Source organism: Aliiglaciecola sp., from assembly GCF_039982535.1.
In the GTDB taxonomy this organism is placed as follows: domain Bacteria; phylum Pseudomonadota; class Gammaproteobacteria; order Enterobacterales; family Alteromonadaceae; genus Aliiglaciecola.
The window spans coordinates 521,997-548,744 of the sequence record NZ_JBDWYG010000038.1; the positions used below are offsets into that span (position 1 = coordinate 521,997).

General features: G+C 41.7%; 31 protein-coding genes. 25 read left to right on the plus strand and 6 right to left on the minus strand.

Translation table 11 applies throughout. From position 1 onward, the window contains the following. The first annotated feature begins 23 nt into the window (after positions 1 to 23). Positions 24 to 1,151 carry a PatB family C-S lyase gene (locus tag ABJV04_RS11425; RefSeq protein ID WP_348491647.1) on the plus strand — a complete coding sequence of 376 codons (1,128 nt, stop codon included), beginning with the start codon at positions 24 to 26 and terminating at the stop codon, positions 1,149 to 1,151. A gap of 26 nt (positions 1,152 to 1,177) precedes the next feature. Here ABJV04_RS11425 and ABJV04_RS11430 read toward each other — a convergent pair whose 3' ends face one another. Beyond that, positions 1,178 to 2,374 carry an Nramp family divalent metal transporter gene (locus ABJV04_RS11430; RefSeq protein WP_348491648.1) on the minus strand — a complete coding sequence of 399 codons (1,197 nt, stop codon included), beginning with the start codon at positions 2,372 to 2,374 and terminating at the stop codon, positions 1,178 to 1,180. 326 nt (positions 2,375 to 2,700) lie between these two features. Beyond that, the gene (locus ABJV04_RS11435; RefSeq protein ID WP_348491649.1) at positions 2,701 to 4,920 is read right to left on the minus strand and encodes a TonB-dependent receptor; all 2,220 of its coding nucleotides are present in this window, start codon (positions 4,918 to 4,920) and stop codon (positions 2,701 to 2,703) included. A gap of 154 nt (positions 4,921 to 5,074) precedes the next feature. Here ABJV04_RS11435 and ABJV04_RS11440 point away from each other — a divergent pair, with 154 nt between their 5' ends. Further along, positions 5,075 to 5,737 (plus strand): UPF0149 family protein, encoded by a 663-nt coding sequence (locus ABJV04_RS11440; protein WP_348491650.1) that lies wholly within the window; start codon positions 5,075 to 5,077, stop codon positions 5,735 to 5,737. Here the strand turns inward: ABJV04_RS11440 and ABJV04_RS11445 are convergent. From ABJV04_RS11445 to ABJV04_RS11455, 3 genes are all read right to left on the minus strand, one after another. Further along, on the minus strand, positions 5,734 to 6,363 hold the full coding sequence (locus ABJV04_RS11445) for a tetratricopeptide repeat protein (protein WP_348491651.1): 630 nt from the start codon (positions 6,361 to 6,363) through the stop codon (positions 5,734 to 5,736). The genes ABJV04_RS11440 and ABJV04_RS11445 overlap by 4 nt on opposite strands. Positions 6,364 to 6,540: 177 nt before the next feature. Continuing rightward, a complete protein-coding gene (locus tag ABJV04_RS11450) occupies positions 6,541 to 6,777 on the minus strand; it encodes a TIGR02647 family protein (protein ID WP_303474487.1) in 237 nt (78 codons plus the stop codon). A gap of 37 nt (positions 6,778 to 6,814) precedes the next feature. After that, complete coding sequence (locus ABJV04_RS11455) at positions 6,815 to 7,324, minus strand: hypothetical protein (protein WP_348491652.1); 510 nt, start codon at positions 7,322 to 7,324, stop codon at positions 6,815 to 6,817. A 160-nt stretch (positions 7,325 to 7,484) separates the two neighbouring features. Between ABJV04_RS11455 and ubiD the strand changes: the two genes are divergently transcribed. From ubiD to rplQ, 23 genes are all read left to right on the plus strand, one after another. Then, the gene (ubiD, locus tag ABJV04_RS11460; RefSeq protein ID WP_348491653.1) at positions 7,485 to 8,963 is read left to right on the plus strand and encodes a 4-hydroxy-3-polyprenylbenzoate decarboxylase; all 1,479 of its coding nucleotides are present in this window, start codon (positions 7,485 to 7,487) and stop codon (positions 8,961 to 8,963) included. 20 nt (positions 8,964 to 8,983) lie between these two features. After that, positions 8,984 to 9,682 carry an NAD(P)H-flavin reductase gene (gene fre / locus ABJV04_RS11465; RefSeq protein WP_348491654.1) on the plus strand — a complete coding sequence of 233 codons (699 nt, stop codon included), beginning with the start codon at positions 8,984 to 8,986 and terminating at the stop codon, positions 9,680 to 9,682. Positions 9,683 to 9,792: 110 nt separating this feature from the next. Beyond that, positions 9,793 to 12,207, plus strand: coding sequence for a ribonuclease R (gene rnr / locus ABJV04_RS11470; protein ID WP_348491655.1), 2,415 nt, complete (start codon positions 9,793 to 9,795; stop codon positions 12,205 to 12,207). 2 nt (positions 12,208 to 12,209) lie between these two features. After that, the gene (rlmB, locus tag ABJV04_RS11475; protein WP_348491656.1) at positions 12,210 to 12,950 is read left to right on the plus strand and encodes a 23S rRNA (guanosine(2251)-2'-O)-methyltransferase RlmB; all 741 of its coding nucleotides are present in this window, start codon (positions 12,210 to 12,212) and stop codon (positions 12,948 to 12,950) included. A 303-nt stretch (positions 12,951 to 13,253) separates the two neighbouring features. Then, positions 13,254 to 14,894, plus strand: a complete 1,641-nt coding sequence (locus ABJV04_RS11480) for an AMP-binding protein (protein WP_348491657.1) — start codon at positions 13,254 to 13,256, stop codon at positions 14,892 to 14,894. A gap of 281 nt (positions 14,895 to 15,175) precedes the next feature. Next, positions 15,176 to 16,546: a DUF4397 domain-containing protein gene (locus ABJV04_RS11485; protein WP_348491658.1), complete on the plus strand. Its 1,371-nt coding sequence runs from the start codon at positions 15,176 to 15,178 to the stop codon at positions 16,544 to 16,546. Positions 16,547 to 16,854: 308 nt separating this feature from the next. After that, complete coding sequence (gene rplN / locus ABJV04_RS11490) at positions 16,855 to 17,223, plus strand: 50S ribosomal protein L14 (RefSeq protein WP_008846203.1); 369 nt, start codon at positions 16,855 to 16,857, stop codon at positions 17,221 to 17,223. 12 nt (positions 17,224 to 17,235) lie between these two features. Further along, entirely contained in the window at positions 17,236 to 17,550 is a 315-nt protein-coding gene (gene rplX / locus ABJV04_RS11495; protein WP_348491659.1) for a 50S ribosomal protein L24, read from the plus strand. Between the two features lie 16 nt (positions 17,551 to 17,566). After that, on the plus strand, positions 17,567 to 18,106 hold the full coding sequence (rplE, locus tag ABJV04_RS11500) for a 50S ribosomal protein L5 (RefSeq protein WP_216049649.1): 540 nt from the start codon (positions 17,567 to 17,569) through the stop codon (positions 18,104 to 18,106). A gap of 11 nt (positions 18,107 to 18,117) precedes the next feature. Continuing rightward, entirely contained in the window at positions 18,118 to 18,423 is a 306-nt protein-coding gene (gene rpsN / locus ABJV04_RS11505; protein ID WP_216049650.1) for a 30S ribosomal protein S14, read from the plus strand. Between the two features lie 12 nt (positions 18,424 to 18,435). Then, the gene (rpsH, locus tag ABJV04_RS11510) at positions 18,436 to 18,828 is read left to right on the plus strand and encodes a 30S ribosomal protein S8 (protein WP_303474477.1); all 393 of its coding nucleotides are present in this window, start codon (positions 18,436 to 18,438) and stop codon (positions 18,826 to 18,828) included. A 13-nt stretch (positions 18,829 to 18,841) separates the two neighbouring features. Further along, a complete protein-coding gene (gene rplF / locus ABJV04_RS11515) occupies positions 18,842 to 19,375 on the plus strand; it encodes a 50S ribosomal protein L6 (RefSeq protein ID WP_348491660.1) in 534 nt (177 codons plus the stop codon). Between the two features lie 12 nt (positions 19,376 to 19,387). Next, positions 19,388 to 19,741: a 50S ribosomal protein L18 gene (gene rplR, locus ABJV04_RS11520; RefSeq protein WP_216049653.1), complete on the plus strand. Its 354-nt coding sequence runs from the start codon at positions 19,388 to 19,390 to the stop codon at positions 19,739 to 19,741. Between the two features lie 9 nt (positions 19,742 to 19,750). Beyond that, complete coding sequence (gene rpsE / locus ABJV04_RS11525; protein WP_216049654.1) at positions 19,751 to 20,254, plus strand: 30S ribosomal protein S5; 504 nt, start codon at positions 19,751 to 19,753, stop codon at positions 20,252 to 20,254. A gap of 6 nt (positions 20,255 to 20,260) precedes the next feature. Further along, complete coding sequence (gene rpmD, locus ABJV04_RS11530) at positions 20,261 to 20,443, plus strand: 50S ribosomal protein L30 (RefSeq protein WP_008846195.1); 183 nt, start codon at positions 20,261 to 20,263, stop codon at positions 20,441 to 20,443. Positions 20,444 to 20,446: 3 nt separating this feature from the next. Next, positions 20,447 to 20,881: a 50S ribosomal protein L15 gene (gene rplO / locus ABJV04_RS11535; protein ID WP_348491661.1), complete on the plus strand. Its 435-nt coding sequence runs from the start codon at positions 20,447 to 20,449 to the stop codon at positions 20,879 to 20,881. A gap of 5 nt (positions 20,882 to 20,886) precedes the next feature. Next, entirely contained in the window at positions 20,887 to 22,206 is a 1,320-nt protein-coding gene (secY, locus tag ABJV04_RS11540) for a preprotein translocase subunit SecY (RefSeq protein WP_348491662.1), read from the plus strand. 24 nt (positions 22,207 to 22,230) lie between these two features. Then, positions 22,231 to 22,347 carry a 50S ribosomal protein L36 gene (gene rpmJ, locus ABJV04_RS11545; protein ID WP_216049658.1) on the plus strand — a complete coding sequence of 39 codons (117 nt, stop codon included), beginning with the start codon at positions 22,231 to 22,233 and terminating at the stop codon, positions 22,345 to 22,347. 133 nt (positions 22,348 to 22,480) lie between these two features. Continuing rightward, positions 22,481 to 22,837, plus strand: coding sequence for a 30S ribosomal protein S13 (rpsM, locus tag ABJV04_RS11550; RefSeq protein WP_008846192.1), 357 nt, complete (start codon positions 22,481 to 22,483; stop codon positions 22,835 to 22,837). Between the two features lie 12 nt (positions 22,838 to 22,849). Then, complete coding sequence (rpsK, locus tag ABJV04_RS11555; protein WP_216049659.1) at positions 22,850 to 23,242, plus strand: 30S ribosomal protein S11; 393 nt, start codon at positions 22,850 to 22,852, stop codon at positions 23,240 to 23,242. A gap of 24 nt (positions 23,243 to 23,266) precedes the next feature. Continuing rightward, positions 23,267 to 23,887: a 30S ribosomal protein S4 gene (gene rpsD, locus ABJV04_RS11560; protein WP_303474472.1), complete on the plus strand. Its 621-nt coding sequence runs from the start codon at positions 23,267 to 23,269 to the stop codon at positions 23,885 to 23,887. A gap of 22 nt (positions 23,888 to 23,909) precedes the next feature. Further along, entirely contained in the window at positions 23,910 to 24,899 is a 990-nt protein-coding gene (gene rpoA, locus ABJV04_RS11565; protein ID WP_303474471.1) for a DNA-directed RNA polymerase subunit alpha, read from the plus strand. Between the two features lie 42 nt (positions 24,900 to 24,941). Beyond that, positions 24,942 to 25,343, plus strand: a complete 402-nt coding sequence (gene rplQ, locus ABJV04_RS11570; RefSeq protein WP_348491663.1) for a 50S ribosomal protein L17 — start codon at positions 24,942 to 24,944, stop codon at positions 25,341 to 25,343. Between the two features lie 98 nt (positions 25,344 to 25,441). Here the strand turns inward: rplQ and ABJV04_RS11575 are convergent, their stop codons facing one another. Next, positions 25,442 to 26,203, minus strand: coding sequence for a hypothetical protein (locus ABJV04_RS11575; RefSeq protein WP_348491664.1), 762 nt, complete (start codon positions 26,201 to 26,203; stop codon positions 25,442 to 25,444). Positions 26,204 to 26,748: the final 545 nt, after the last annotated feature.

A 26,748-nucleotide genomic window follows, 5' to 3' on the forward strand; every position in this document is an offset into this window, starting at 1 on the left:
TTAAACTTGTTAAAGGAACAACCATGCAGTTTGATGATGTCATCGACAGATCCGCTACACATGCATTTAAATGGGAAAAGTACAAAGGCAAAGATATTATTCCAATGTGGGTTGCAGATACTGAATTTGCTAGCCCAAAAGCAATACAATCCGCTCTGGCTGAACGTGTGGAACATGGTTTATTTGGTTATACTTTGCCGGCACAATACACCCCTGCAAACCAGGCCGTGGTTCGCTGGTTAAACGACAAACACGATTGGCAAATCGATCCATCTTGGATTGTGTGGACGCCAGGTGTGGTCCCTGCTTTTAACGTAGCGTGCAAAGCTTATTGTGAAGTGGGTGATTCGGTAATGATTCAAACGCCCAACTATCCACCGTTACGAGCAGCTCCGGGTATAAGCGGTCTTAATAGAATTGAAATTGATACTGTTGAAGTTGACGGTCGATGGACCTTAGATTTTGCCCAATTAGAAGAGCAGGCAAGTGATCCTAAGTGCAAGTTATTTATTCTTTGCAACCCTATGAATCCAGTCGGTTCAGTATTAACTGAAGCAGAATTGACAAAAATTGCGCAAATTTGCAGTAAACATAATGTCACCTTATGTTCAGATGAAATTCATTGTGACCTCGTTCTCGATGAAACCAAAAAACACCTACCTGCAGGTAACTTCGAGGGCCTTGAGCACAATTCCGTTACCTTAATGGCGGCGAGTAAAACCTTTAACGTTGCTGGCTTAGGGACCTCGTTTGCGATTATTCCTGACAGCAAGTTACGTGCTGCATTTGTGGCCGGTTCACAGGGCTTTATCCCTTGGGCGAATGTGATGGGACTAGTAGCTACTGAGGCAGCTTTTACTTTATGTGACCAATGGCACGCGGACCTACTCGATTATTTACGTGGCAATTTAGCCTATATTGAGCAGCAAGTAGAGCAAATGGAAGGCCTTAAGTTATTGCACGTTGAGGCAACCTTTTTAGCATGGATAGACGCTAGTGGTTTAGGGCTAGATGACCCGCAATCTTACTTCGAAAGTAAAGGGGTAGGGCCATCACCAGGCGTTGATTTTGGTAATAAACAATTTGTTAGAATTAATTTTGGTTGCCCTAAAAGTATGCTTGAAGAAGCGTTCAAGCGACTAAACGCCTAGTTCAACGGTTGCGGGGCTGTAATGAGTTAAATAAATGCACTCACTACTTTATACAGCCCCAAAATCGATACGAATGCGACAATTATTCCCCCTATTAAATTAGCTAAAAGCCCATTCTTATGGCGACCCATGAGGGTTTTGTTATTTAATGTCCAGATCAAGAAAATAGCGATAATGGGTAACAATAAACCGTTTGTTGCTTGTGCAAATAAAATAGCGGCTAAGGGTTTAATGCCACTACTGGCAAAAATTACCCCCACAAGCATTACCGAAATCCACACACATTTAAAACGAACATCGGTCAATTCTGTTTTCCAACCTAATGCGCCAGTCACAGCATAAGCCGCAGCAAGAGGGGCTGTAATTGCACTTGTTAGCCCGGCAGCGAATAGACCAATAGCAAAGAATATATTCGCATATTCGCCTAATAGGGGGGCCAGTTGCTGGCCAATATTGGCAGCGTCCACTTGGGTTTGGGTAACGAAAAAAGTACTTGCCGCGCAGGACAATATAGATAATGTAATCAAACCGCCTAAGCCAATCGACAAACTACTGTCGATGCGATTGTTTTTTAACGCAGTATCAAGATTGTCATCATTTGGTGCATTCTTCGCGACAATACTGGCATGTAAGAACAAGTTGTAAGGCACAACCGTTGTACCTATTAAGGCCATTATCATTAAACTGCTGCCGTCAGGTAAATCAAAGGTCAAAGCACCTTGAATGACATCCAGTAAACTAGGTCCAGCTAAAACCATAGTGGCGATAAACACGGTAGACATAGTTAAAACCAGAGCGATAAGGGATTTTTCAACCCATTTATACTGTCCAGTAAGTAATAAGCCAGTAGCGATAGCGGCTAATAACCATACCCAGTGAGTTAATTCTCCGCCAGAAAAACCTGCTAACCCCATTGCTGCGCCAGTTAAATTACCACCTTGGTATGCGGCGTTGCCAACACCGATAGCACTGACCACTAATAATATAGCCAGTGCCCTTTTAATTCCCGTAAATTGCTGACTAATTGCTTCAGCCAAGCCGTTACCCGTTACTAACCCCAAACGAGATGCCATCTCTTGCAAAACAAAGGTAGCGATAACGGAAAATACCAGCGCCCATAACAAGGTAAAACCAAAATTACCTCCTGCTAAGGTAGCCGTTGTCACAGTGCCAGGACCGATAAATGCTGCGGTAACTAAAAGCGCAGGACCGAATTTTCTCATAAATATACCAAGTTGATTAAAACCCTTTCTAGATTCACTCTTATATGTGAATTAGTCTGGGCCAATTAATAACATTTAGCTTAACTTAGCCAGGGATCGTTGTCACTTACGCACTGTCTTAAGGACGTTATAAAGTACTTCTACGCTGTTGACTTATATGGAAATTATTAAATGTATTAGGCAGGAGTTGTGTATTTTTTGAAGCAGAAAAATATGCTCGTCGCGGGGAGATATGATGTTGATAAAAAAGAACCTGTCCCAGAACCCTATACCACAGCAGTGATATAGGGTTGCCTATTTAAAGGCTTAGGGACAAAGTCATATAGTTAGAAGTTTAACCTTGCTCCTAAGACAACAGAGCGACCAGGTAAAGGTGCCACATCTTTGATAAACGAAGCATGAACTCGCGCTTCTTTATCAAGTAAGTTATTGCCTCTAACAAACAGTACCAATTCATTGTCAGCTACATCGGTGTAATAGTTGAAAGCGGCATTAACTAACGTATAACCAGCTGTTTCTGTTTCATAATCAGCAATATCTGTTTGTTTAGCGTTATAGGTCGCGCCTACTTCAGCATGCCAATAATCACTATCAAAGTGTAAACCGAAACCAATTCTTGCAGGTGGAATACGAGGTAGGCTTTCACCACTAGTTAGTTCAGCTTTGGTTATATCAGCGAAGGTTTCTAAACGAATTTGTTCAGATAAATGCCAGTCCACTTCAGCTTCAAAGCCGTATATATCTGCGTCTTGTTGACGGAATAGGTAGATTGCTAACTCTTCTTCTTCGTGATCGTGCTCTTCTCCCAGCTCTTCTCCCAGCTCTTCCTCACCTTCCTCTTCACTATGGATATGACCATCTTCATAAGCAAAACCGGTGTTTTGCTGGAATAGATAGTTATCGATTTGGTTGTAGAAAATACTAAAAGTCGCTTCCACGTTTTTACCTGAAAGGTGATAGGTAAGATCCAGGTTGTTTGATACTTCTTTTTCAACCGCTTGTTGATTTTGAACGATGTGATATTCACCTTCTTCGTCATCGAGTTCAATATCAAAACCAGCGCCAAGTTCGTATGTGCCTGTGGCTATATGCAAGCCGTTTGAATAGATTTCAGCGGCAGAAGGTGCTCTTTCAGAGCGGGCATAATTAAATGACAGCGTTGCGTTGTCTTGAATACTCCAAACTACCCCTGCTGACAAACTTAGAGCTGAATAGCTTTCATCATCAAAGAAAATTTCTTCGTCATGATCATCTTCTCCATGCTCTTCTTCGTGTTCGTCTGCTAAAGATTCGAAAAAGCTATTATCCACGGAGATATCGCTTTTTTCATAGCGGAAGCCCATTTGAAACAATAGATCATCTACGTGTTTTTCTTCAAGTACAAACAGAGCAAAAGAATCACTTTCAGACGCTGGTGTAAAGGCCTCTTCTCCTAAAGCAGAAAAGTCACTGTTTGCGTAATTAAAACCTATAACACCTTCCCAGCCATTAATACTGCGATGTTTACCCCATAAACGAGATTCAACAGATTCATTGCTGAAGGTTGTGCCAACAGCACCGTCTTCAATTTCACTGTGACTATAATCTGTGTAAGCGCTGCGGAACTTAATTTCGTTGAAAAAACCGTCCAAATCGTGGAAATCAACTAAAAATTGATAACGGTCTTGATCTAATTTTGCGAAGACTTCCTCTTCATGCTCATCCTCATCGTGTTCATCTTCTTCGTGTTCATGAGAATGACCCGGAATACCATATTCGCTCTCTAATTGACCGAACGAAAACGCTACGTTAGCGTTGTCTGATGCCCAGCCTAGACCTGCGGTAAAGCCGTTTGAATCAATAAATGAGTTGTCTAGTTTTCCACTGTCTTCTGTACCGTCAATCTCTGCGGAACCTGGAATCGAATAGTTTTCAGTTTCTCTATCAAAAGCGTCAAAATGCCACATAACAGTGTCATTTCCGCCATCTACATTTAGATTAAATAAATCTTCACTGGAAACTGAGTCATGTAAGTAACTCACTTTGCCTTCAATTTCATCGCGTTTTTGCACCGGCAAACGATTATCAACTATATTGACAACACCACCGATGGCTCCACTACCGTATAATAAAGTTGCAGGTCCTCGTAGAACTTCTATTTGAGTTGCATTGGCTGACTCTGTTGAAACTGTGTGATCTGGTCCAACTCTGGAAGCATCTGACGCATCTAAGCTATTTTGCAAGATCTTGACTCTAGGACCGTCGAGGCCTCTAATAATAGGACTACTTGAAACCGGACCAAAATAGGTACTATGTACACCTGGTACGTTTTTTAAGGTTTCGCCTAAAGTAGGTGCAATTCTCGATTCTAAGTTTTCACCTGCAATAATTGAAACTGGAGTGGTGGACTCAAGAATTGTGGGGTTGAGTGGATTTGAAGTAATAACTAATTTTTCGATTTCCTGCTCGTCTTTCTGAATCGGTTTGGTTTGAGCGTTTACAATAGATGAAAAACCCAAAGCGATTATAGTAGCACTGGCAAGTTTAGAATAATGGTGCGAAAGCAAGACGATCCCCTTGTTGAGTATACATGTTAAAGCAATGTTATATTGTATCAATTGATATATTATAACGTTGGTAATGGCTTTTTTGTCAATGATTTTTTCAGTAAACTTCAATATTGATCGAAGTTATTATCTTTAGTATTAATAGGAATTAGTATTGCCGTTCGAAAAACCTGAAGCTTTACAACAACTTGAAAAAATTTGTATGCAGTATCCCAAGCTATTGCATACCCCAGATTATGTGACGGGTTTAGTCTTTGCTGTTTGTGCTGCTCCAGAAATACCCATGCCAGATGTTTGGCTTAGTTGGGCGTTCAAGCAAGGTGGTGCAGAAATTTCCCAATCAGAAATAGATCATATTGCTGAAGTGCTTATGGGCTCATTGCAACATGAATTAGCGAACATGCGAGAGAATCATATTGATTACCCAGATAAAGGACTGCCTTTACCCGATGACTTGAATGAAAATATTGCGGTGAGCCAATGGCTGCAAGGTGTATTAACTGGGCATAAACATTTAGAGCCAGTGTGGCAAGGATGTTGGCAGCAAGTTGAAGAACAGCAACCAGAAAAGTTAAACGACTTTCAACGTGATCTAAAGCATTGTTTATTGATGTTTAGTTCATTTGCTAATATACCCATGGCGTTAGAACAAGCCAAACGAGTGAATAATCGTAAACTACTGGAAAACCTACCTAAAATTTACGCGTCTTTACCGGCAGCATTGAAAACCTATGTGGATTTGTCGGGTCAACTTGCGAAGTTCCTGCCCGATCAATTCGAAACTTTCAGCCAGCCTAAGCCGCCATCGTCAAACTAACTATCTAGCGGGCGTTTTGCTTTTCTAACAGCCTTGGGATGCATCAGCTTCTCTAAGTCTTGCATGGAGTTTGCAATTTTTGAGTGGATCTTTTTGTCATTGGTCACGGCGTTGTATAACCAGTGGTAAACATCTTCATAATCATAGGGACTGCCGTAGCCATCGATAAATAAATCGGCAAGCTGTATTTGCGCGTTTAAGTTACCTAGGGCTGCAGCTTCTCTTAAGTAAACAACTGCACGTTGCTTATCTTCTTGTACCAATCTGCCCATGGAGTAGTATCTGCCTAATTGTTCTAACGCAGCAGCTAAACCCTGATCGGCAGCTTCTTGCATATAACTGATGCCTCGTGTTGGCTCAGCATCAACACAGACTCCCCAGGCTAACATATCTCCCCACAAGAATTGAAAAGAGGGGATTTTTAAGGTTTCTGCGCGCGCTTCAATATCTTGCACAAGTTGACATCTATCAAGTACCACACGGTCAAGATGTTCATTGCGATTTATCAATCCAATCAATTCATCTTGACTATATAACTCAACGGCTTTGATTGGCTCAGCACTGTGCAAATTAAATGACAGTAAGGTCAAAAGTGAAATAAATGGAGTAAACTTATAAAGGCGCATATCAAACTTTCCGTTGAGTCAAAAAATAACCAGCTATGATGATTGTATCGACATTTTTAGAAAATACTAAATATAAAACCTTATTTACCAACTGTCATCGGAAGTGTGAGCATAAAACGCGGTGAAGTAACACTGACTACAGTCATACAACTGTTGCCAGTGTTGTTGCTATAAATTTTATCTGGAGGTTAAAGCTGACTGAATGACTTGTGCATGTTCTGCCAAATCATGCCCCAAATCAGTTAAGTAGCCACCATCTGGCTGGCTAACCACGCCTTTATCAAATAACCGTTTTGCTGCATCGACCATGGATTGTTCAGCATCGTGATGGATCTTTAATCCTTGCATGAGGCTTTTATTAGGGAATTTTAAAATGAGGTTTAGTTCTTCGGTAAGTTCGTTATTGAAAGGCATAATTTACTCTTCTTTTAAGTTAACTAGTTTAAATTGACTATGATTTTCGTCTTACATATTTTCCATCAAACAAGGTGGTCCATGTCTCACCATTATCTTGGCTGGACTGCCAATGCTGACGCACGCTCTGTTGTGCTTTATCTGTAGTAGGTGTCCAAGTAATTCTGTGCATAACTTTTACTCCTTTTGCTGATAGGCCTTGACCCTCAAGTACCATTGACTGACCGTCAAATTTACCGTTGAGAAGCAACAGTAAACCGTTATTATCTACCCAGGTTTGATGCCATTTCTGACTTTGGGAGTCGTACATATTGATGCTTTGCCCTCGGTAACCCGAAGGTGTTTGATATTCTTCTTTTAAACTGCATCCATTTAGTTGTGAGGTGATTTTATTTAAACCAACAATTTTGTTTTTCGGGGTATAGACGTCCCAGGTCCCCAGCCAGAAATCAAATTGTCGAAACTCAGCCGTTTCACACGCAGCGGAGGTGTGAAAACTCAAAAACACGAAAATGATCAATAGGCAGCATTTTAATCTTGTTTGCATAGCTTTTGTTCAATCACGGATCACCTGTGTTTAGATTATCCTTGAATTCAAAAAATTACAAAATTTTAACAATTTATTTTTACAACTAAATTCTCACATCTCTCGTATAAAGTTCTCAGCGGGTTTATACTAATTGGTACTGAAGAGATAGCGGTTCAACATGAAATACAAAGACTTACGAGATTTTATTGCGCAGTTAGAAAGTCGCGGGGAGCTAAAGCGGATTTCGCTAGAGGTTGATCCTGACTTGGAAATGACCGAGATCGCCGATCGGACATTGCGTGCCGGTGGTCCGGCGATATTATTTGAAAACCCTAAAGGGCATAATATTCCGGTGTTGGCGAACCTTTTTGGTACACCTGAACGTGTCGCATTAGGCATGGGGCAGGAGAGTGTTAGCGCCCTTCGCGAAGTAGGAAAGTTACTCGCTTATCTAAAAGAGCCAGAGCCACCTAAAGGGTTAAGAGACCTGTGGGAAAAGTTACCGGTATTTAAGCAAGTGCTGAATATGCCTACCAAAGAAGTGCGTAAAGCCCTTTGTCAGCAAGTTGTCATAAGCGGCGATGATGTCGATTTGTCGACGCTTCCTATTCAACGTTGTTGGCCTGGTGATGTTGCGCCATTAATTACTTGGGGTTTAACCGTTACTCGAGGTCCAAATAAAAAACGCCAGAACTTAGGTATTTATCGACAACAGGTGATCGCTAAAAATAAAGTCATTATGCGGTGGTTGTCCCATCGCGGCGGTGCCCTCGACTTTAGAGAGTTCTGTCAGCAAAACCCAGGTGAAAACTACCCAGTTTCAGTAGCCTTAGGCGCCGACCCTGCTACCATTCTTGGAGCAGTAACCCCGGTTCCTGATAGCTTGTCAGAATATGCCTTTGCGGGTCTGCTGCGCGGTGATAAAACCGAAGTGGTCAAATCCATTAGTAACGATCTTCAGGTTCCCGCTAATGCTGAAATTGTGTTGGAAGGTTATATTGCGCCCGGTGAAACCGCACCTGAAGGACCTTACGGCGACCATACCGGCTATTATAATGAAGTAGATGAGTTTCCTGTTTTTACCATTACCCATATTACTCATCGCAAAGATCCCATATACCATTCAACCTATACTGGCAGACCACCGGATGAGCCAGCTATTTTAGGGGTTGCCTTAAACGAAGTTTTTGTACCTATTTTACAAAAGCAATTTCCCGAAATTGTAGATTTTTACCTACCGCCAGAGGGTTGTAGTTATCGTTTAGCAATAGTTACCATGAAAAAGCAGTACCCCGGTCATGCTAAAAGAGTAATGATGGGAGTGTGGTCATTCTTACGTCAGTTCATGTACACTAAGTTTGTGATTGTCTGTGATGACGATGTGAATGCCAGAGATTGGAATGATGTCATTTGGGCAATTACTACACGAATGGATCCCTCAAGAGATACAACATTAATCGAGAGTACTCCCATTGATTATCTAGATTTTGCATCCCCTGTCTCTGGACTGGGGTCTAAAATGGGAATGGACGCCACCAACAAAATGCCTGGTGAAACTGATCGAGAGTGGGGCGAGCCCATCGAAATGGATGCCTCAGTGAAATCCTATGTAGACGAAATTTGGGATAGCTTAGGGCTATCACCGAAAACTGAATAATTAAGAGAAGCTAGCGTTTTATGTCATCAATAAGTTGTAAAGTAGAATCAATCGAGCCCTTAACTGATGTTGTTAGTCGAGTAAAATTGACGGCCTCCAGTCCAATGTCATTCAAAGCTGGGCAATACGTAAAAGTTATCATGGGCGAAAACGACTCCCGCCCATTCTCCATTGCCAATGCCCCTGGTGAGAGTAATAAAATAGAGCTTCATATTGGTGCCGGTGCTGGAAATGACTATGCTGGACAAGTATTAGAAAAAATGAAGACTCAGGGTGAAATTGACATCGCTGGTGGTCATGGTGAAGCATATTTCAGAGACACAGATATTAAACCTACTATTTTACTAGCTGGTGGAACTGGGTTTTCTTATACCTATTCTATTCTCCAACAACGATTAAAAATTGCTAATACACAACCTATCTTTTTATACTGGGGTACCCAAACGTTAGCAGATATGTATGAGTATGAAGCGCTCGTTGAATTAGAAAAACAGCATAAACACTTTCGATTTATTCCAGTAGTCGATGCCCCTGATGAGCATTGGCAAGGTAAATCGGGGTGGGTACACCAAGCGATATTGGCGGATTTTGTCAGCTTAGAACCATATCAAGTGTATGTTGCAGGTCGATTTGAAATGGCAGGTGTGGCTCGAGATGATTTCCAAAAACAAGGTTTATTGTTGGAAAATCTCTATGGTGATGCGTATCAGTTCATTTAAACTTTTTCTCTGACGCCATATTTGTAGAGGTTTTTGGCTTTTTTGAATAAAAATTGGCCAAAATTTCAAAAAAACATAGTTTAGTAACAATCAATGTTTATAATGCGAATATGAATATAAAAAATAAACAAAATTTAGAAAAGAACGATCCTCACTTCCTTCGCGAAAAAGACAAATACGAAAACCCTGTAGCAAGCAGAGAATATTTGCTACAGGTGATGGTAGAACAAAAAACACCCCTAACTTTTTTAGAAATTTGCCAATTAGTTAAAGCCTCAGACGAAGATAGCCGAATAGGTGTCCAGCGACGCCTAAGAGCCATGGAACGAGAAGGCCAAATTGTCTTCAACCGCCAGAAAAAGTATGGCGTGGCAGATAAGATGGAATTAATTAAAGGCCGTGTTATCGGTCATCGAGATGGTTTTGGATTCCTCAAACGGGATGATGGCGAAAAAGACTTATTTATCCATCAAGCTCAAATGCAAGCGCTACTCCATGATGATGTGGTGTTAGTTAAAGAAAGTGGCACTGATAACCGTGGCCGCAGAGAAGCTAGAATCGCGCGAATTATCGAACCGCGCACAGAGCCGATTGTTGGACGTTACTTTGTTGAACATGGCGTCAGCATGGTAATTCCCGATGATAGCCGTATTAATCATGAAATTATGATCCCAGCAGAGCATGTAAATGGCGCTCGCCAGGGTAATGTAGTAGTGGTTGAAGTGGTACAGCGTCCTCGTAAGCGGGTAAATCCCATCGGTAAGATTTTGGAAGTCCTTGGAGAGCATATGGCGCCTGGGATGGAAATCGAAATGGCATTGCGTACTTTTGATATCCCCCATGACTGGCCCAAAGCTGTGGCTAAACAAGTGGCTAACTTAAAAGAGCAAGTGCCTGAAGAAGCCAAACAAAACCGCATGGACTTACGTCAATTACCTCTGGTAACTATTGATGGTGAAGATGCTCGTGACTTTGATGATGCCGTATTCTGTGAGCCCCTAGATGGGGGAGGTTGGCAACTGTGGGTTGCTATTGCTGATGTCAGTTATTACGTGAAAACGGGTACGGCTTTAGATGATGAAGCTCAACAACGTGGTAATTCTGTGTATTTTCCAGAACAAGTTGTACCTATGTTGCCAGAAGTTTTGAGTAACGGCCTATGTTCCTTAAATCCTGAAGTCGACCGCTTGTGTATGGTGTGTGAAATGACTATCAGTGCCCAAGGAACGCTACAAGATTATCAATTTTATGAAGCGGTAATGAATTCTAAGGCACGTCTTACCTACACCAAAGTGGGAGAGATCTTAGACGGTAATCCAGAATTACATAAACGCTACGCCGAACATGTACCGCATTTGCGTAATTTGCACGATATGTATCGTGTACTGAAAAAAGCCCGTAATAAACGCGGGGCGATAGAATTCGAAACCCAAGAAAGTAAATTTGTATTCAATGCCCAACGCAAAATCGACCACATTGTTCCAGTTGTGCGTAACGATGCCCATAAGCTAATTGAAGAATGTATGATTTTGGCGAATGTATCAGCAGCGCAATTTTTAGAGAAGAATAAAGCGCCGGCATTGTACCGTATTCACGATGAACCCAATGAAGACCGTTTAACCTCTTTCACCTCGTATTTAAAAGAGGTAGGGATTGAGCATCGCATCGGCAAAGAAGCAAAACCTGAGGATTTCACCAATTTAGTTGGCAAGATACAAGGCCGCCCAGATCAAGAATTAATCCAAACCATGTTATTGCGCTCAATGAAACAAGCCGTATATGACTGTAACAACATAGGTCATTTTGGTTTAGCGTTAGAAGCATATGCTCACTTCACTTCACCCATTCGGCGCTATCCAGATTTAGTGGTTCATCGAGCCATTAAAGCGGTATTGGACAAACAAGCTAGTCGTAAAAGTAAAACCGGTGGCAAGTCATATAGTGAAGAAGAAGTGGAAGCCCTGGGCGAACAATGTTCGATGACCGAGCGACGCGCCGATGATGCAACCCGCGATGTTGCAGATTGGCTAAAATGTGAATTCATGTTGGATCATGTAGGTGATGTCTTTGAAGGGGTGATTGCATCCGTCACTGGCTTTGGCTTTTTTGTACGACTTAGTGAGTTCCACATCGATGGCTTGGTGCATATCTCATCATTAGAAAATGACTATTATCATTTTGATGAGGTGCAACAAAGCTTGGTTGGCGAAGCCATGGGCAAACGTTATCGTTTGGGTGATCCTCTGAAAGTCAAAGTGGCAGCAGTTAATTTGGACGAACGGAAAATTGATTTCATTCTAGATGAACCCAAAGGCCGTGGAGCTAGGAAAAACGCTGCAAAAAAATCAAAAAAATCGACAGATAAAGCAAACCCAACAGGGCAAGCTAATAAATCGACGACAGAGGGCGCTTCTGCAAAGGGCGCTCCTAAAAAAGGCGCTGGCAAACCGAGAGGTAAAAGCGCAGATAAATCATCGACAAAGGCACCAAGGTCCAAACGTCGTACAGCAAAGAGGAATAAGTAGGCATGGCTCAGCAAGAGTGGTTATATGGGATCCACGCATTAGAAGCAGTTATTCAGCGGGAACCTGAAAGGCTCATTGAGTTGTATGTACTCAAAGGACGTGAAGATGCTCGTCTGTTTAACATCATCAATCAAGCTCGTCGATTCGGCATTGCTGTGCAGTTTTGCCAACGTAAAGCCTTAGACGACAAAGTTAATGGTGAGCAACATCAAGGTGTTGTTGCACGGGCTAAGCCTGGTAAGCAATATAGTGAAAACGACTTGATGTCGATTGTTGAACAGAATGATAAACCTTTTTTACTTATTCTTGATGGCGTTACCGATCCCCACAATTTAGGTGCTTGTTTACGTACTGCCGAAGCGGCAGGTGTTCATGCTTTAGTGGTACCTAAAGATAAGTCTGCGGCTTTAACTCCAACCGTTCGTAAAGTAGCAAGTGGTGCTGCAGATGTGATTCCGCTGGTACAAGTCACAAACCTAGCAAGAACCTTAAGGGAGCTGCAAAAAGCTGGGGTGTGGATAGTCGGTACTGCTGGAGAAGCCAAACAAAGTCTCTACGAGTGCAAGTTTACAGGGCCTACAGCCCTTGTGATGGGCGCTGAAGGTAAGGGCATGCGACGATTAACCCGTGAGCATTGTGATGAGCTGATTAAATTGCCAATGGCTGGTACTGTCACCAGTTTGAATGTTTCGGTTGCAACCGGTGTTTGCTTGTTTGAAATTGTGCGACAAAGACAGTCATAAGTATCCGCATTGGGTTTATTCGTTACTACTTCAATAGTCGCGAATAAACCTCACCTTCCTCATCTATTATTTTCTGCTAATTACCAACAAACCCTTCTAATCCTATACCACTTACTTACTTCAAAACTAAAACAAATAGTTTTCTATCAGCAAAAATGATTATTGATTCATCGAAAATAAGGTTCATTCAGCCGCAAGCAGTGTTCTAATGGTGTTATCTTTTTGTTAATTTAAAGATTAGGCGTATATTCTAATTAATTGATAGATCAATTTCAGTCTAATCGGAAAGAATTAGGTGTCCAAATGACCATTAAAACTCCCTTAGAATCGTTTTACGAAAAAGTACAGTCTCATCCTAATAAAATATTTTTAACTCAACCTCACAATGGTGAAGTGACAGACTACAGTTGGCAACAAGTCGATCGGGAAGTTCGCCAAGTGGCGCAGGGTTTAACTAACTTAGGTTTACCAAAAGGTAGCCACATTGGTCTAATTTCGAAAAATTGTGCTGAATGGTTTATTGCCGATTTAGCCATTATGCTGGCGGGACATGTTTCAGTCCCCATTTTCCCAACTGCTGGCGCAGATACTATATCTTACGTTTTAGGGCATGCTAAATGTCCGGCCGTTTTTGTGGGCAAATTAGAACATGCAGCCCAGCAAATCGAGGCTATCCCAGATGATATTAAAAGTATTGCCTTCCCCCATGTGAAGGGAATGTGTGATCTTGATTGGGAGTCTTTTAAAACAGGCGGTGAGTTTGAGGGAAACCCTGTACCCGATATAAATGATGTGATGACAATTATTTATACCTCTGGCAGTACTGGGAATCCTAAGGGAGTGGTGCAAACTTACGAATCTGTTAGCTGGACCGCAAAATCTTCATTATCAGCACTCAGTGTTAATGAACAAGACCGAATTTTAAGTTACTTACCATTAGCTCATATAACGGAACGGATTTTAGTCGAAATGGCCAGCTTGTATTCAGGCCTACATATTTATTTCATTGAATCCTTAGATACCTTTAAAACCGATATCCAGCGCTGCCAACCAACGTTATTTATCTCTGTCCCTCGCCTTTGGACACGGTTCCAAATGGGCGTGTTAGGACAAATGCCACAGAAAAAACTCGACCGATTATTAAGCATTCCAATCATTAAAGGCATAGTTGCCAAGAAAATACGTAAAGGTTTGGGCTTAGACAATGCCCGTCTATGCGCTAGTGGGTCTGCTCCTATTCCTCCAGCGACTATTCATTGGTTTAACCGCATTGGTGTAGAAATATCTGAAGGTTGGGGTATGACTGAAAACTGTGCCTACGGTACCAGTAGTGTTCCTTTTCGCAGTGATAAAATAGGCTGTATTGGAAAGGCGTATGAGGGAGTGGATATTCGCATTGCTGAAGATGGCGAAATTCAAGTAAAAGGCCCTTGTAATATGAGGGAGTACTACTTAGAAGCTGAGAAAACCGCAGAAGTCTTCACCGAAGATGGTTACTTGCGTACCGGAGATAAAGGCGAGCTAGATAACGAAGGCTATATTCGTATTACGGGGCGTTTAAAAGATATTTTTAAAACAGCCAAGGGCAAATATGTCACGCCAGTCCCCATCGAATCCCTTATCATGGAAAATGAAATTGTTGAGCAAGTTTGTGTAACCGGCAGTGATCTCAAACAACCAATTGCACTGTTAATTGTTTCTGACTTAGCTAAAAAACACAGCAACGAACAAGTGATTGAATCTTTAGAGCAAACAATTCATAAAGTTAATGCTAAATTAGAAAGTCACCAAGTGCTAGACAGATTAGTTGTTGTTAGTGACGATTGGACTATAGAAAATGATTTATTAACGCCAACTTTGAAAATAAAACGCCATGTTTTAGAGAAAAAATACAAAGATGTGATTAATGCACCTTACAAAGAAAAGGTGGTTTGGTTATCATAGGCGGATATTTCCAACTTGATTAATCAGATTTGGATATAAACTACTTGCAAAATGGTGGACAGTAATAAGCAGTTTTCATTTTAAGTAGGGGCGGTCGAATTAGATAATTGCAACTTTTTTGCATATCTAAGTCCACTGCCCATTGTTTTTTATTGGTGTTTACGGATTTTTTTTAAAAGTTTATCGAAAGGTTTGAACTTTTATTTAGTGTATGAATCGTAACTTCGGTATAGAATCCTCTGCAATTAGATTTTGCGCTTGTTTTTAAGGAAAGTGTTTTAATGCGAAGTAAAGTTAGTTTTGCCCTGATGGGTGTGTTTTTGGCCTCAGGGTTAACAGCCTGCAGCAGTTCGGATGATAATGATACAGAATTCAGTTCTTCTGGTTATGTTCAATTCTACAATGGATCAGCGAATAGTGCGTTGACTACTATACGTGGCACAGAAGAAACGCAAGTTTTGGCATCTGCGTCTTACGGTGATGTCACTAGTATGATCCAAACCAATACTGGGTTTACTGAAATCGAGTTTTATCGTACAGATTCAGATGACCAAGAAGTAATTTTGGAAACTCGTGAAATTGATTTACCAGACGGTCAGAAAACCTTGATAATGTTGAATGGGGATTTCGAGTCACCCACTTTCAACGAATATCGTTTTGACCGTGAAGAATTAGATGATCACTTTCGTCTTTTCGGTATTTCAGTAGTAACTGATCAAAGCAGCTATGACTTGTACATGAGTGATTCAGGTTCACCCTTTAGTGAAGCGAACTTACTATCTACAATCAACTATGAAAGCTTAGATGAGATGGTTTACTGGGCACCTGATGACGATGACGAAAACTTTGATGAAGGTAACTATACTATTTATCTAACTGAGCCAGGTTCAACAGATGTCATCTTTGAATCTAATACAGTTTCTTTCCAGTTTGCCAGTGAATACGTATTGGTTATTCGCAGCAGTAGCGGTGCAATACAAGACGGCATTGAAATTGATTTAGTGCTCAACTCTTCAACGGTTTCGAACCTTGATGATGTTAATGCTAGTGCTCAGTACCGTTTATATAACAGTCTTGATGAAGGTAATGTAGAGTTTACCCTTGAAGGTAACGAAGATACTGACCCTACAGTAGTAAGCGCTAACGATAAAACAGACTTTAATGAAATTGCTTTCGGTGATTATCGTTTATCAGCTGAACTAACTTCGGATAGCAGTGTTAACTTTAATAACCGCTTAGTAACCTTAAACCAAGGTGAGAGTAAGGCGATAATTGTTTATCAAGATGCTGACGAGAGTTTAACCTCATTATCTTTTGATGAAAGTAGTCAACCTCAGGTTTATGATAAAGAAGTGGTTGCAGCTAACTTAGTATCTGATTTTATCGATGTTGATTTATATTTTGTCCGTAAAGATGAAACCATTGAGTCTGCTGAGTACTTAATATCTAGTATCGATTTTGGTGAATCTAAATCAGTAACTTTGCCTAGTGACTTCTATGAACTAGTAGCGGTGTTTGATGACAATGAAGATACTCAAATCTTATTGGACAGAACTGAACTACTTGGTTTAAATGAAGAAGCAAATTACATTATTACCATTGAAGAGTCTGTAGATTCTCCAACTGGCTATAAGATTACACTTCTTTATTAATCGATAAATTAGTATAATTTGAATTCTTAAAAATCGGCTCACTAGAGCCGATTTTTTTATTTACCTTACATATTTACCCATCGGTTGAACTTCCCTGTAAACCAAAATTGACTGAATACTATTTATTCTATAATTATTTTCAAATTGCGCTATCGCACAGCTTTATTTTCTGTTATAGTTTCGCGCCCTTTTTATAGGGGTATGTATAAATTTTCTGCAGGCAAAAATGCCAATTGGTATTAGTTTGCAAGAATTTTTGTAGCTTTAACGGCCCGTGAGGGTCTTAATTTAAACAGCGGAGCACTAACATGATCCAAATGCAAACTAACCTGGATGTTGCCGACAACTCCGGCGCTCGCAGGGTTCAGTGTATTAAGGTTCTTGGTGGCTCGCATCGCCGTTATGCACATATCGGTGACATCATCAAAGTTACTGTCAAGGAAGCAATTCCTCGTGGCAAAGTAAAAAAAGGTGACGTTCTGAATGCAGTGGTGGTGCGTACTAGGAAAGGCGTTCGTCGAGCAGATGGTTCTACTATCCGTTTTGATAATAATGCAGCTGTTTTGCTTAATGCAAACAAGCAACCTATTGGTACGCGTATCTTTGGCCCGGTCACTCGTGAGCTTCGTGGAGATTCTTTCATGAAGATCATTTCATTGGCCCCAGAGGTACTATAAGGAGTCACGATAATGGCTAGAAAAATTCGTCGTGATGATGAAGTAGTCGTATTAGCAGGCAAAGACAAAGGAAAACAAGGCAAAGTCCTTAAAGTACTAGCGTCTGAAGACAAGCTAATAATAGAAGGTGTGAATTTGGTGAAAAAACACCAGAAGCCTAATCCTCAAATGAATGTCCCTGGTGGCATCGTTGAAAAGGAAGCAGCAATTCACGTATCAAATGTAGCGGTTGTTAACCCAGCGACGGGTAAAGCAGATCGCGTTGGTTTCCGTTTCGAAGATGAGAAGAAAGTACGTTTCTTCAAATCTAACGGCGAACTAGTTTAATTAATTGGAGAGTACGATGGCGAAACTGCATGATTTCTATAAAGAAACAGTAGTGGGAGAACTTGCGAAGCAGTTCAACTACAAAAGCGTCATGCAAGTCCCTCGGATCGAAAAAATCACCTTAAACATGGGTTTAGGTGAAGCGATAGCGGACAAGAAAGTTTTGGAAAACGCGCAGGCTGATATGGCTGCGATTGCTGGACAAAAACCAATTGTAACTGTTGCTCGTAAGTCTGTAGCGGGTTTTAAAATCCGTGAAGGTTATCCGATTGGCTGTAAAGTAACCTTACGTGGTGAGCGTATGTGGGAATTCTTGGAACGTTTGATTTCAATTGCAATTCCTCGTATCCGTGACTTCCGTGGCTTGAATGCGAAATCATTCGACGGCCGTGGTAACTACAGCATGGGTGTGCGTGAGCAAATTATCTTCCCTGAGATCGACTTTGATAAAGTTGATAAAATTCGCGGTATGGATATTACTATCACTACTAGCGCAAACTCAGACGATGAAGCAAAAGCGCTTTTAACCGCTTTTAACTTCCCGTTTAGAAAATAAGGTGTAGGGTTATGGCAAAAGAATCAATGAAAGCGCGCGAAGTAAAACGCGCCAAGCTAGCAGCAAAGTACGGTACTAAACGTGCTGAGCTAAAAGCGATTATCAGCGATGTTAACGTTACTGATGAAGAACGTTGGGATGCTGTTCTTAAGCTACAACAACTTCCACGTGACTCTAGTTTATCACGCAAGCAAAACCGCTGCCGTGTAACTGGACGTCCACATGGGTTCCTACGCAAATTTGGTCTTAGCCGTATTAAGTTGCGTGAAGCAGCAATGCGCGGTGAAGTCCCTGGCCTTAAAAAAGCCAGCTGGTAAGGAGTAGCCAATATGAGCATGCAAGATCCTATCGCGGATATGTTTACCCGCATTCGTAACGGCCAATTAGCAAGCAAAGTAACAGTTGCTATGCCTTCTTCTAAACTTCGCGTTTCAATCGCGAAAGTTTTAAAAGACGAAGGTTATATCACTGACTTCGCTGTTTCTGGTGACGTTAAGCCTGTAATTGAAGTAGCACTTAAATACTTCGAAGGCAAAAAAGTAATTGAGAGCATTGAACGAGTCAGCCGTCCAGGTCTGCGCATCTATAAGAAAAAAGATGAGCTACCTAAAGTGATGGGTGGTTTGGGCATTGCTATCGTGTCTACCTCAAAAGGTGTGATGACTGACCGTGCAGCGCGTAAAGCTGGCATGGGCGGTGAGATCATCGGTTATGTAGCGTAACGGGAGATAGAATATGTCACGTATAGCAAAAGCTCCTGTCGATATCAAATCTGGTGTAGAAGTATCTATCTCTGGTCAAGATGTCACAGTTAAAGGAAAAAACGGTACTCTGAACCGTGTATTCAACGATGCAGTTGAAGTAGTACAAGAAGAAAACCAATTGAAAGCACTTCCTCGTGAAGGTTTCGCTAACAATTGGGCACAAGCTGGTACTGCTCGCTCAATCTTGAACGCAATGGTTGCAGGTGTATCTGAAGGGTTCGAAAAGAAATTACAACTTAATGGTGTTGGTTACCGTGCTCAAGCACAAGGTAGCAAACTAAACCTTACGTTGGGCTTCTCTCACCCAGTAGTTTATGAAATGCCTGCTGGTATTTCGGTTGAAACACCTACCCAAACTGAAATCGTCGTAAAAGGCGCTGATAAGCAAGTGGTAGGTCAGGTTGCAGCTAATATTCGTGCTTACCGTCCACCAGAGCCTTATAAAGGTAAAGGTGTTCGTTACGCTGATGAAGTTGTGCGTCGTAAAGAAGCTAAGAAAAAGTAGGTAGGTGATACGATGGATAAGAAATCAGCTCGCTTGCGCCGCGCTACCCGCGCCCGCAAAAAAATCAGTGAACTGGCCGCGCATCGCTTGGTTATTAACCGCACACCTCGCCACATATACGCGCAATTAATTGCGCCAAGTGGCTCAGAAGTGTTAGCGGCGGCTTCTACTGTAGAAACAGAACTTCGTAATTCCCTTAAGTCTACGGGAAATTCTGAAGCAGCTGCTGCAGTAGGCAAAGCGATTGCAGAACGCGCTATAGAAAAAGGCATCAAAGAAATTGCTTTTGACCGTAGTGGTTTCAAATATCACGGTCGAGTTAAAGCATTAGCTGACGCTGCTCGTGAAGCAGGCCTTCAGTTCTAGGAGTTAATTATGGCTAAAGTAGAAGTTCAACAACAGGGTGACCTGTTAGAAAAGTTGATCGCTGTAAACCGTGTATCAAAAGTAGTTAAAGGTGGTCGTATCTTTAGCTTTACTGCTTTGACAGTAGTTGGTGACGGTAATGGTCGTGTTGGCTTTGGTTACGGTAAGGCACGTGAAGTACCTGCTGCAATCCAAAAAGCAATGGAAAAGGCGCGTCGCAATCTTGTGAACGTAGACCTTAACGGCAACACGTTACAGCATCCTATTAAAGGACGTCACTCAGGCTCCAAGGTTTACATGCAACCAGCATCAGAAGGTACTGGTATCATTGCCGGTGGTGCAATGCGTGCAGTTCTTGAAGTAGCTGGTGTACAAAACGTACTTTCAAAATGCTACGGCTCAACAAACCCAATCAACGTTGTTCGTGCAACAATCAATGCTTTAGTAGAGATGAACTCTCCTGAAGGGATTGCTGCTAAACGTGGATTGCCTGTTGACGAAATTTTGGGGTAATTGAACATGGCTAAGATGATTAAAGTAAAGCAAACTAAAAGCTCTATTGGTCGTCTACCTAAACACAGAGCTACATTGACTGGTTTAGGTTTGCGTCGCATCGGGCATGTTCGTGAGTTGGAAGACACCCCAGCCGTTCGTGGCATGATCAACCGTGTATATTACATGGTTGAAGTAGTGGAGGAGTAAGATATGAAATTAAATACTATTGCTCCTGCACCTGGAGCTAAAAATTCTGGTAAGCGCGTAGGTCGCGGTATCGGTTCAGGTCTTGGAAAAACTGGTGGCCGCGGTCACAAAGGTCAAAAGAGTCGCTCTGGCGGTTCTGTTAAGCCTGGTTTTGAAGGCGGACAAATGCCAATTCAACGCCGTCTACCTAAGTTCGGTTTCACTTCTCGTGTATCTTTCGTCTCTGACCAAGTTACATTGAGTGAAATTGCTAAAGTAGAAGGTGATGAGGTTTCACTAGCAACTTTGAAAGCAGCAGGTCTTGTTAAAAAAGAAATGCTAAACGTCAAAGTAATGAAAAGTGGCGAAATCTCTCGTGCAGTTACTGTAAAAGGTTTAAAGGTATCTAAAGGCGCACTTGAAGCAATTCAAGCAGCTGGCGGTAAAGTAGAGGAATAAGCTAGATGGCAAAACCAGGACAGGACTCAAGCGCTAAAGGCGGCTTGAGCGAGCTTAAATCAAGATTGTTGTTCGTACTAGGTGCGATCATTGTATTTAGACTCGGTTCATATGTACCTATTCCTGGTATTGATGCCAATGTGTTAGCTCAATTATTTGAGCAGCAAAAGGGCACTATCGTGGAAATGTTTAATATGTTTTCAGGTGGTGCACTTGAGCGCGCATCGGTTCTTGCCCTAGGTATTATGCCATATATTTCGGCTTCAATTATTATGCAGTTGCTTACAGTTGTGCATCCGCCAATGATTGAGTTGAAAAAAGAAGGCGAAGCCGGTCGTCGTAAAATTAGTCAATACACACGTTATTTCACGTTGGTGTTGGCTACGTTCCAAGCAATTGGGATTGCGACTAATTTACCCAACCTAATTTCAGGTTTGGTAATTGCACCTGGCTTCGGTTTTTACTTTACAGCGGTAGTCAGTTTGGTTACTGGAACCATGTTTTTGATGTGGTTAGGTGAGCAAATTACCGAAAGAGGTATCGGTAACGGTATCTCCATTTTGATCTTCACTGGTATAGTTGCCGGTCTACCTACAGCGATTGGTCAGACTGCGGAACAAGCCAGACAGGGCGACCTGAATGTACTATTGTTATTGTTGATTGGTGTAATCATTATTGCCATCACCTACTTTGTAGTGTTTGTTGAACGTGGTCAACGACGTATCGTTGTTAACTACGCGAAGAAACAGCAGGGCCGTAAGGTTTTTGCAGCGCAGAGTACTCATTTACCTCTTAAGGTAAATATGGCTGGTGTTATTCCACCTATCTTCGCCTCTAGTATTATTTTGTTCCCTGGAACTATCGCAAGTTGGTTTGGTCAAAATGAGTCATTTTCCTGGTTACAGGATGTGGCTTTGATGTTGTCCCCAGGGCAACCTTTGTACGTGATGTTATACGCTGCGGCGATTATCTTTTTCTGTTTCTTCTATACTGCGTTGGTGTTTAACCCTCGCGAAACGGCAGACAACTTGAAAAAGTCTGGTGCTTTTGTACCTGGTATTCGTCCTGGTGAGCAAACGTCTCGCTACATAGATAAAGTAATGACACGCCTTACTTTGGCAGGCGCACTTTACATAACCTTTATTTGTTTAGTGCCTGAGTTCATGTTAATCGCCTGGAACGTTCAGTTCTATTTTGGTGGTACATCACTACTTATTATTGTAGTGGTAATCATGGATTTCATGGCGCAGGTGCAGACTCATTTGATGTCACATCAATATGAATCTGTTCTTAAGAAAGCGAATCTTAAAGGCTACGGTCGTTAAGATAAGCGTTTACGGAGTGGTGATATGAAAGTTCGTGCATCCGTTAAAAAGATTTGCCGTAGCTGCAAAGTCGTAAAACGCAATGGTGTTGTACGTATAATTTGTAGTTCTGACCCTAAGCATAAGCAAAGGCAAGGCTAAATCGAAATGTGGTATTTGGGTGAAATCGGTCATACTACCGACTCACCCAAGCTTAATTTGCAATTTGGTCATCGGGTAAGTATCCTATCGGGCTTTTTAGGCTGATGACAATAATTTAAGAGGAGTGCTGTTAATGGCCCGTATCGCTGGCATTAACATCCCTGAACACAAGCACGCTGTGATTGCTATTCAATCAATCTATGGCGTAGGCGCGACACGTGCGAAAAGCATTTGTGAAGCTGCTGGTGTTACAGAGTCAACCAAGATTAAAGATCTTGATGAAACAACGATTGACAAGCTTCGTGACGAAGTCGCGAAATTCATGGTAGAAGGTGATCTTCGCCGTGAAGTGTCAATGAACATCAAACGTTTGATGGACCTAGGTTGCTTCCGTGGTATACGCCACCGTCGTAGCTTACCTCTACGTGGTCAGCGCACTAAAACTAATGCGCGTACCCGTAAAGGTCCTCGTAAGCCAATTAAAAAGTAAGCGAGGTTAGTTATGGCTAAAGCACCTACAAAGAGCACGCGTAAGCGCGCAAAACGTCAAGTTGCAGACGGTATGGCTCATATCCATGCGTCTTTCAACAACACAATAGTGACAATTACTGACCGTCAAGGTAACGCCTTGTCTTGGGCAACGTCAGGTGGTTCAGGTTTCCGTGGTTCACGTAAATCTACACCTTTTGCTGCACAGGTTGCTGCTGAGCGCGCAGGTATTGCTGCTCAGGATTACGGTTTGAAAAACTTAGAAGTATTCGTTAAAGGTCCAGGTCCAGGTCGTGAATCTGCTATCCGTGCTTTGAATGCAACTGGTTATAAAATCACTAATATTACCGATGTGACACCTATTCCTCACAACGGTTGTCGTCCACCGAAAAAACGTCGCGTTTAATCGACGGACAGTTGGAGAAAGATCATGGCTAGATATTTGGGTCCAAAACTCAAACTTAGTCGTCGCGAAGGAACAGATTTGTTCCTTAAAAGTGGCGTTCGAGCAATTGACTCGAAATGTAAGATAGATACTGCCCCAGGTCAGCATGGAGCCCGTCGTGGCCGTTTGTCTGATTACGGTGTGCAGTTACGTGAAAAGCAAAAAGTACGTCGTATGTATGGCGTATTGGAAAAGCAGTTCCGTAACTACTATAAAGAAGCAGCGCGTTTAAAAGGCAACACAGGTGAAAACTTGCTTCAGCTTTTAGAACAGCGTCTTGACAATGTTGTTTACCGTATGGGTTTTGCTAGTACACGTGCTGAAGCTCGTCAGCTAGTAAGTCATAAAGCTATTATGGTTAACGGTAAGGTTGTTAATATACCTTCTTTTAACGTTTCTGCTGAAGACGTTGTTTCCGTTCGTGAAAAATCTAAAAAGCAAGCACGTATTGTTGCTGCATTAGAATTGGCGGACCAACGTGAGAAACCAACTTGGATTGAAGTAGACAGCAAGAAGATGGAAGGCGTTTTCAAACGTATTCCTGAAAGAACTGATTTGTCTGCTGAAATTAACGAACAGTTGATCGTCGAACTTTACTCTAAGTAAAGCATAATCAAGAGAGGAAACAATGCCGGGTTCTGTAACTGAATTCCTAAAACCAAGGTTAGTGGAAATAGAAAACTTATCACCAACACGCGCTAAAGTGACACTTGAGCCATTAGAGCGTGGTTTTGGTCATACTCTTGGTAACGCGCTTCGTCGCATCCTTTTGTCATCGATGCCTGGTTGTGCCGTGACAGAAGTAGAGATCGATGGTGTATTACATGAGTACAGCACTAAAGAGGGTGTACAAGAAGATGTCATCGAAATTTTGCTTAACCTTAAAGGTTTGGCTGTTAAAATCGAAGGCAAAACTGAAGCTACTCTTACTTTAGTCAAGTCTGGTGCAGGCCCTGTTACTGCTGGTGATATTCAGCATGATGGTGATGTAGAGATATTTAATCCTGACCACGTTATTTGTACGTTAACTGGCGATGCCGAGTTAAATATGCGTATCAAAGTCGAAATGGGTCGTGGATATGTTCCTGCGTCAACTCGCCGTTCCTCTGAAGAAGATGATCGACCTATCGGTCGTTTGTTAGTTGATGCTTCATACAGCCCAGTAGAGCGTATAGCTTACAATGTTGAATCTGCTCGTGTTGAACAACGCACAGATTTAGACAAATTAATTATCGATATGGAAACCAATGGAACTTTGGATCCGGAAGAAGCGATTCGTCGTTCAGCTACTATTTTAGCTGAGCAATTAGACGCATTCGTTGAACTTCGTGATATCTCAGAGCCTGTTGCTAAAGAAGAGAAACCGGAATTCGATCCGATTCTTCTTCGTCCAGTTGATGATTTAGAGCTTACTGTACGTTCAGCTAACTGTTTGAAAGCTGAAGCTATCCAGTACATTGGTGACCTGGTGCAACGCACTGAAGTTGAGCTGTTAAAAACGCCTAACTTAGGTAAGAAATCTCTTACCGAGATTAAAGACGTGTTGGCATCTCGTGGTCTTTCTTTGGGAATGCGCCTTGAAAATTGGCCCCCAGAGAGTATCGCAGAAAAAGATTAATCAGGTCGCAAGATAAACTGATTTGTAAAGAAGGATAGAGCTATGCGCCATCGTAACAGTGGTCGTCAGTTAAATCGTAACAGCAGTCATCGTCAAGCAATGTTTAAAAACATGGCTGGCTCATTAGTTAAGCACGAAGTGATCAAAACTACGTTGCCTAAAGCTAAAGAACTGCGTCGCGTAATCGAGCCTCTTATCACACTTGCTAAGCAAGACAGTGTAGCTAATCGTCGTTTGGCGATGGCACGTACTGGTGATAAAGAAGTTGTTGGTAAATTATTCAGTGAACTTGGTCCGCGCTATGAAGCTCGCCCAGGCGGATACCTTCGCATTTTAAAATGTGGTTTCCGTGCAGGTGACAACGCGCCAATGGCTTTCGTTGAACTAGTTGACCGTCCAGTTATTGAAGAAGCTGAAGAAGCTGAAGTAGTAACTGAGGAGTAATTACTCCAACCCAATTAAAAAAGCCGAGCATTAGCTCGGCTTTTTTGTATCTACGATTTTTTAAATACTATCTATATATTGCTTTATTAATCGATTGTTTATTGATTTTTGATGAAGGTGAGTTGTTCTTCACTAGCGCCGGCGTTTTGGGCGTACTTTAAAAGTTCTTCCGGGGTAACTCCGGCATTAATTGCGGTTTGCAATATTCTGCGCACACTTTCTTGTTCTTTCGACGATTCACGTAATGCAGTTGTAACTACTTGTTCCGCTTCATCCGGGAAGGAAGCTAAAAGTGCATCCACTACATATTCACCTACAAAAGGCATGGCTGAAACAGCTGTCTTGATAATCTCGACCATTTCGTTTGGATGAGAACGAGATAACGTCTGTACTATATTGTCTGCAGAGTCAGGTTCAGTTTCAACTGCTATTCTGACTATCTCATCCATATCTTCAGGTGTTGAGAACGCAGCTGCCCGCACTATGAAGTCAACGTAACTTGGTTCAGCATTGATTGCAGTCTCAACAATACTAGAACAACTGCTTATACCTTTTTCGATAGCTAAGGAAACAACTTCCCCTGTTAAGGCTGGTTCAGCAGAAATAGCAGCATGGATAATTTCTTTATACTTTTCTGGATATAAGTCGAGTGCGGTACTTACAACACCTAATGCTTCTCTAGGGTAATTACCGACAATGCTTTTAATTGCACGGCCGATGGACATCGACTGATCAACCTGCTTTTTGACAAAGTCAGCGGTCAAGCGACTATTATCTTCGCTCACTGTATTTATTGGTATTGCAAATGCGTGAGTTGTAAAAACACCCAGTGCTAACACTATTGGGGTAATATTTTTCATAATAAACACCTACTTAGACCTACTAATCCAGTTTAAGACAACAAAAAACCTTAAGAGTTTAAAAGTATCAACAATTTGTTAAAAATAATACTTTAATCCTCATTTGTTCGATAAATAAACTGATTTGGGCATTATTAAATTAATTTTAGTTTTATTTAGAAATTAGGCTTGACCTAAGGCAATAAATCACTACAATGCGCTCAGCTTTTGCAGCACACCAATAGTTTGGTTTACCAACCTTAAGGCAAGCTGAAGAAGCCAAGAAAAAGATTAAATAATTTATAAAATAAATTGTTGACATCAAATATCGGAAGTGTAGAATACGCCTCCCGCTTGAGAGAGACCTAACGGACTCACCAAGCAGACAAGATTTTAAGGTAACGCCAAAGGGCAGTGACCTAGTGAAAAACCTTCGGGTAAAGACACTAAACGTTCTTTAACAATTTGCAACAAGACAATCTGTGTGGGCACTCATTATAAGAGTGCTTACCAAAAAAAGTTCATATTTCGAAAGAAGTTTAATTGAAGAGTTTGATCATGGCTCA

Excerpts from the sequence above, each read along its gene's own strand:
- ABJV04_RS11455 (WP_348491652.1), bottom strand. The coding sequence starts at position 7,324 with ATGCAAACAAGATTAAAATGCTGCCTATTGATCATTTTCGTGTTTTTG.
- fre (WP_348491654.1), top strand. The coding sequence starts at position 8,984 with ATGTCATCAATAAGTTGTAAAGTAGAATCAATCGAGCCCTTAACTGAT.
- ABJV04_RS11445 (WP_348491651.1), bottom strand. The coding sequence starts at position 6,363 with ATGCGCCTTTATAAGTTTACTCCATTTATTTCACTTTTGACCTTACTG.
- rplQ (WP_348491663.1), top strand. The coding sequence starts at position 24,942 with ATGCGCCATCGTAACAGTGGTCGTCAGTTAAATCGTAACAGCAGTCAT.
- rpsK (WP_216049659.1), top strand. The coding sequence starts at position 22,850 with ATGGCTAAAGCACCTACAAAGAGCACGCGTAAGCGCGCAAAACGTCAA.
- secY (WP_348491662.1), top strand. The coding sequence starts at position 20,887 with ATGGCAAAACCAGGACAGGACTCAAGCGCTAAAGGCGGCTTGAGCGAG.
- rpsE (WP_216049654.1), top strand. The coding sequence starts at position 19,751 with ATGGCTAAAGTAGAAGTTCAACAACAGGGTGACCTGTTAGAAAAGTTG.
- rplF (WP_348491660.1), top strand. The coding sequence starts at position 18,842 with ATGTCACGTATAGCAAAAGCTCCTGTCGATATCAAATCTGGTGTAGAA.
- ubiD (WP_348491653.1), top strand. The coding sequence starts at position 7,485 with ATGAAATACAAAGACTTACGAGATTTTATTGCGCAGTTAGAAAGTCGC.
- ABJV04_RS11450 (WP_303474487.1), bottom strand. The coding sequence starts at position 6,777 with ATGCCTTTCAATAACGAACTTACCGAAGAACTAAACCTCATTTTAAAA.
- rpmJ (WP_216049658.1), top strand. The coding sequence starts at position 22,231 with ATGAAAGTTCGTGCATCCGTTAAAAAGATTTGCCGTAGCTGCAAAGTC.
- rpsM (WP_008846192.1), top strand. The coding sequence starts at position 22,481 with ATGGCCCGTATCGCTGGCATTAACATCCCTGAACACAAGCACGCTGTG.
- rlmB (WP_348491656.1), top strand. The coding sequence starts at position 12,210 with ATGGCTCAGCAAGAGTGGTTATATGGGATCCACGCATTAGAAGCAGTT.
- rplR (WP_216049653.1), top strand. The coding sequence starts at position 19,388 with ATGGATAAGAAATCAGCTCGCTTGCGCCGCGCTACCCGCGCCCGCAAA.
- rplN (WP_008846203.1), top strand. The coding sequence starts at position 16,855 with ATGATCCAAATGCAAACTAACCTGGATGTTGCCGACAACTCCGGCGCT.
- ABJV04_RS11575 (WP_348491664.1), bottom strand. The coding sequence starts at position 26,203 with ATGAAAAATATTACCCCAATAGTGTTAGCACTGGGTGTTTTTACAACT.
- rplO (WP_348491661.1), top strand. The coding sequence starts at position 20,447 with ATGAAATTAAATACTATTGCTCCTGCACCTGGAGCTAAAAATTCTGGT.
- ABJV04_RS11430 (WP_348491648.1), bottom strand. The coding sequence starts at position 2,374 with ATGAGAAAATTCGGTCCTGCGCTTTTAGTTACCGCAGCATTTATCGGT.
- rpmD (WP_008846195.1), top strand. The coding sequence starts at position 20,261 with ATGGCTAAGATGATTAAAGTAAAGCAAACTAAAAGCTCTATTGGTCGT.
- rpsN (WP_216049650.1), top strand. The coding sequence starts at position 18,118 with ATGGCAAAAGAATCAATGAAAGCGCGCGAAGTAAAACGCGCCAAGCTA.
- rplE (WP_216049649.1), top strand. The coding sequence starts at position 17,567 with ATGGCGAAACTGCATGATTTCTATAAAGAAACAGTAGTGGGAGAACTT.
- rpsH (WP_303474477.1), top strand. The coding sequence starts at position 18,436 with ATGAGCATGCAAGATCCTATCGCGGATATGTTTACCCGCATTCGTAAC.
- rpoA (WP_303474471.1), top strand. The coding sequence starts at position 23,910 with ATGCCGGGTTCTGTAACTGAATTCCTAAAACCAAGGTTAGTGGAAATA.
- rpsD (WP_303474472.1), top strand. The coding sequence starts at position 23,267 with ATGGCTAGATATTTGGGTCCAAAACTCAAACTTAGTCGTCGCGAAGGA.
- rplX (WP_348491659.1), top strand. The coding sequence starts at position 17,236 with ATGGCTAGAAAAATTCGTCGTGATGATGAAGTAGTCGTATTAGCAGGC.
- ABJV04_RS11485 (WP_348491658.1), top strand. The coding sequence starts at position 15,176 with ATGCGAAGTAAAGTTAGTTTTGCCCTGATGGGTGTGTTTTTGGCCTCA.
- rnr (WP_348491655.1), top strand. The coding sequence starts at position 9,793 with ATGAATATAAAAAATAAACAAAATTTAGAAAAGAACGATCCTCACTTC.
- ABJV04_RS11425 (WP_348491647.1), top strand. The coding sequence starts at position 24 with ATGCAGTTTGATGATGTCATCGACAGATCCGCTACACATGCATTTAAA.
- ABJV04_RS11480 (WP_348491657.1), top strand. The coding sequence starts at position 13,254 with ATGACCATTAAAACTCCCTTAGAATCGTTTTACGAAAAAGTACAGTCT.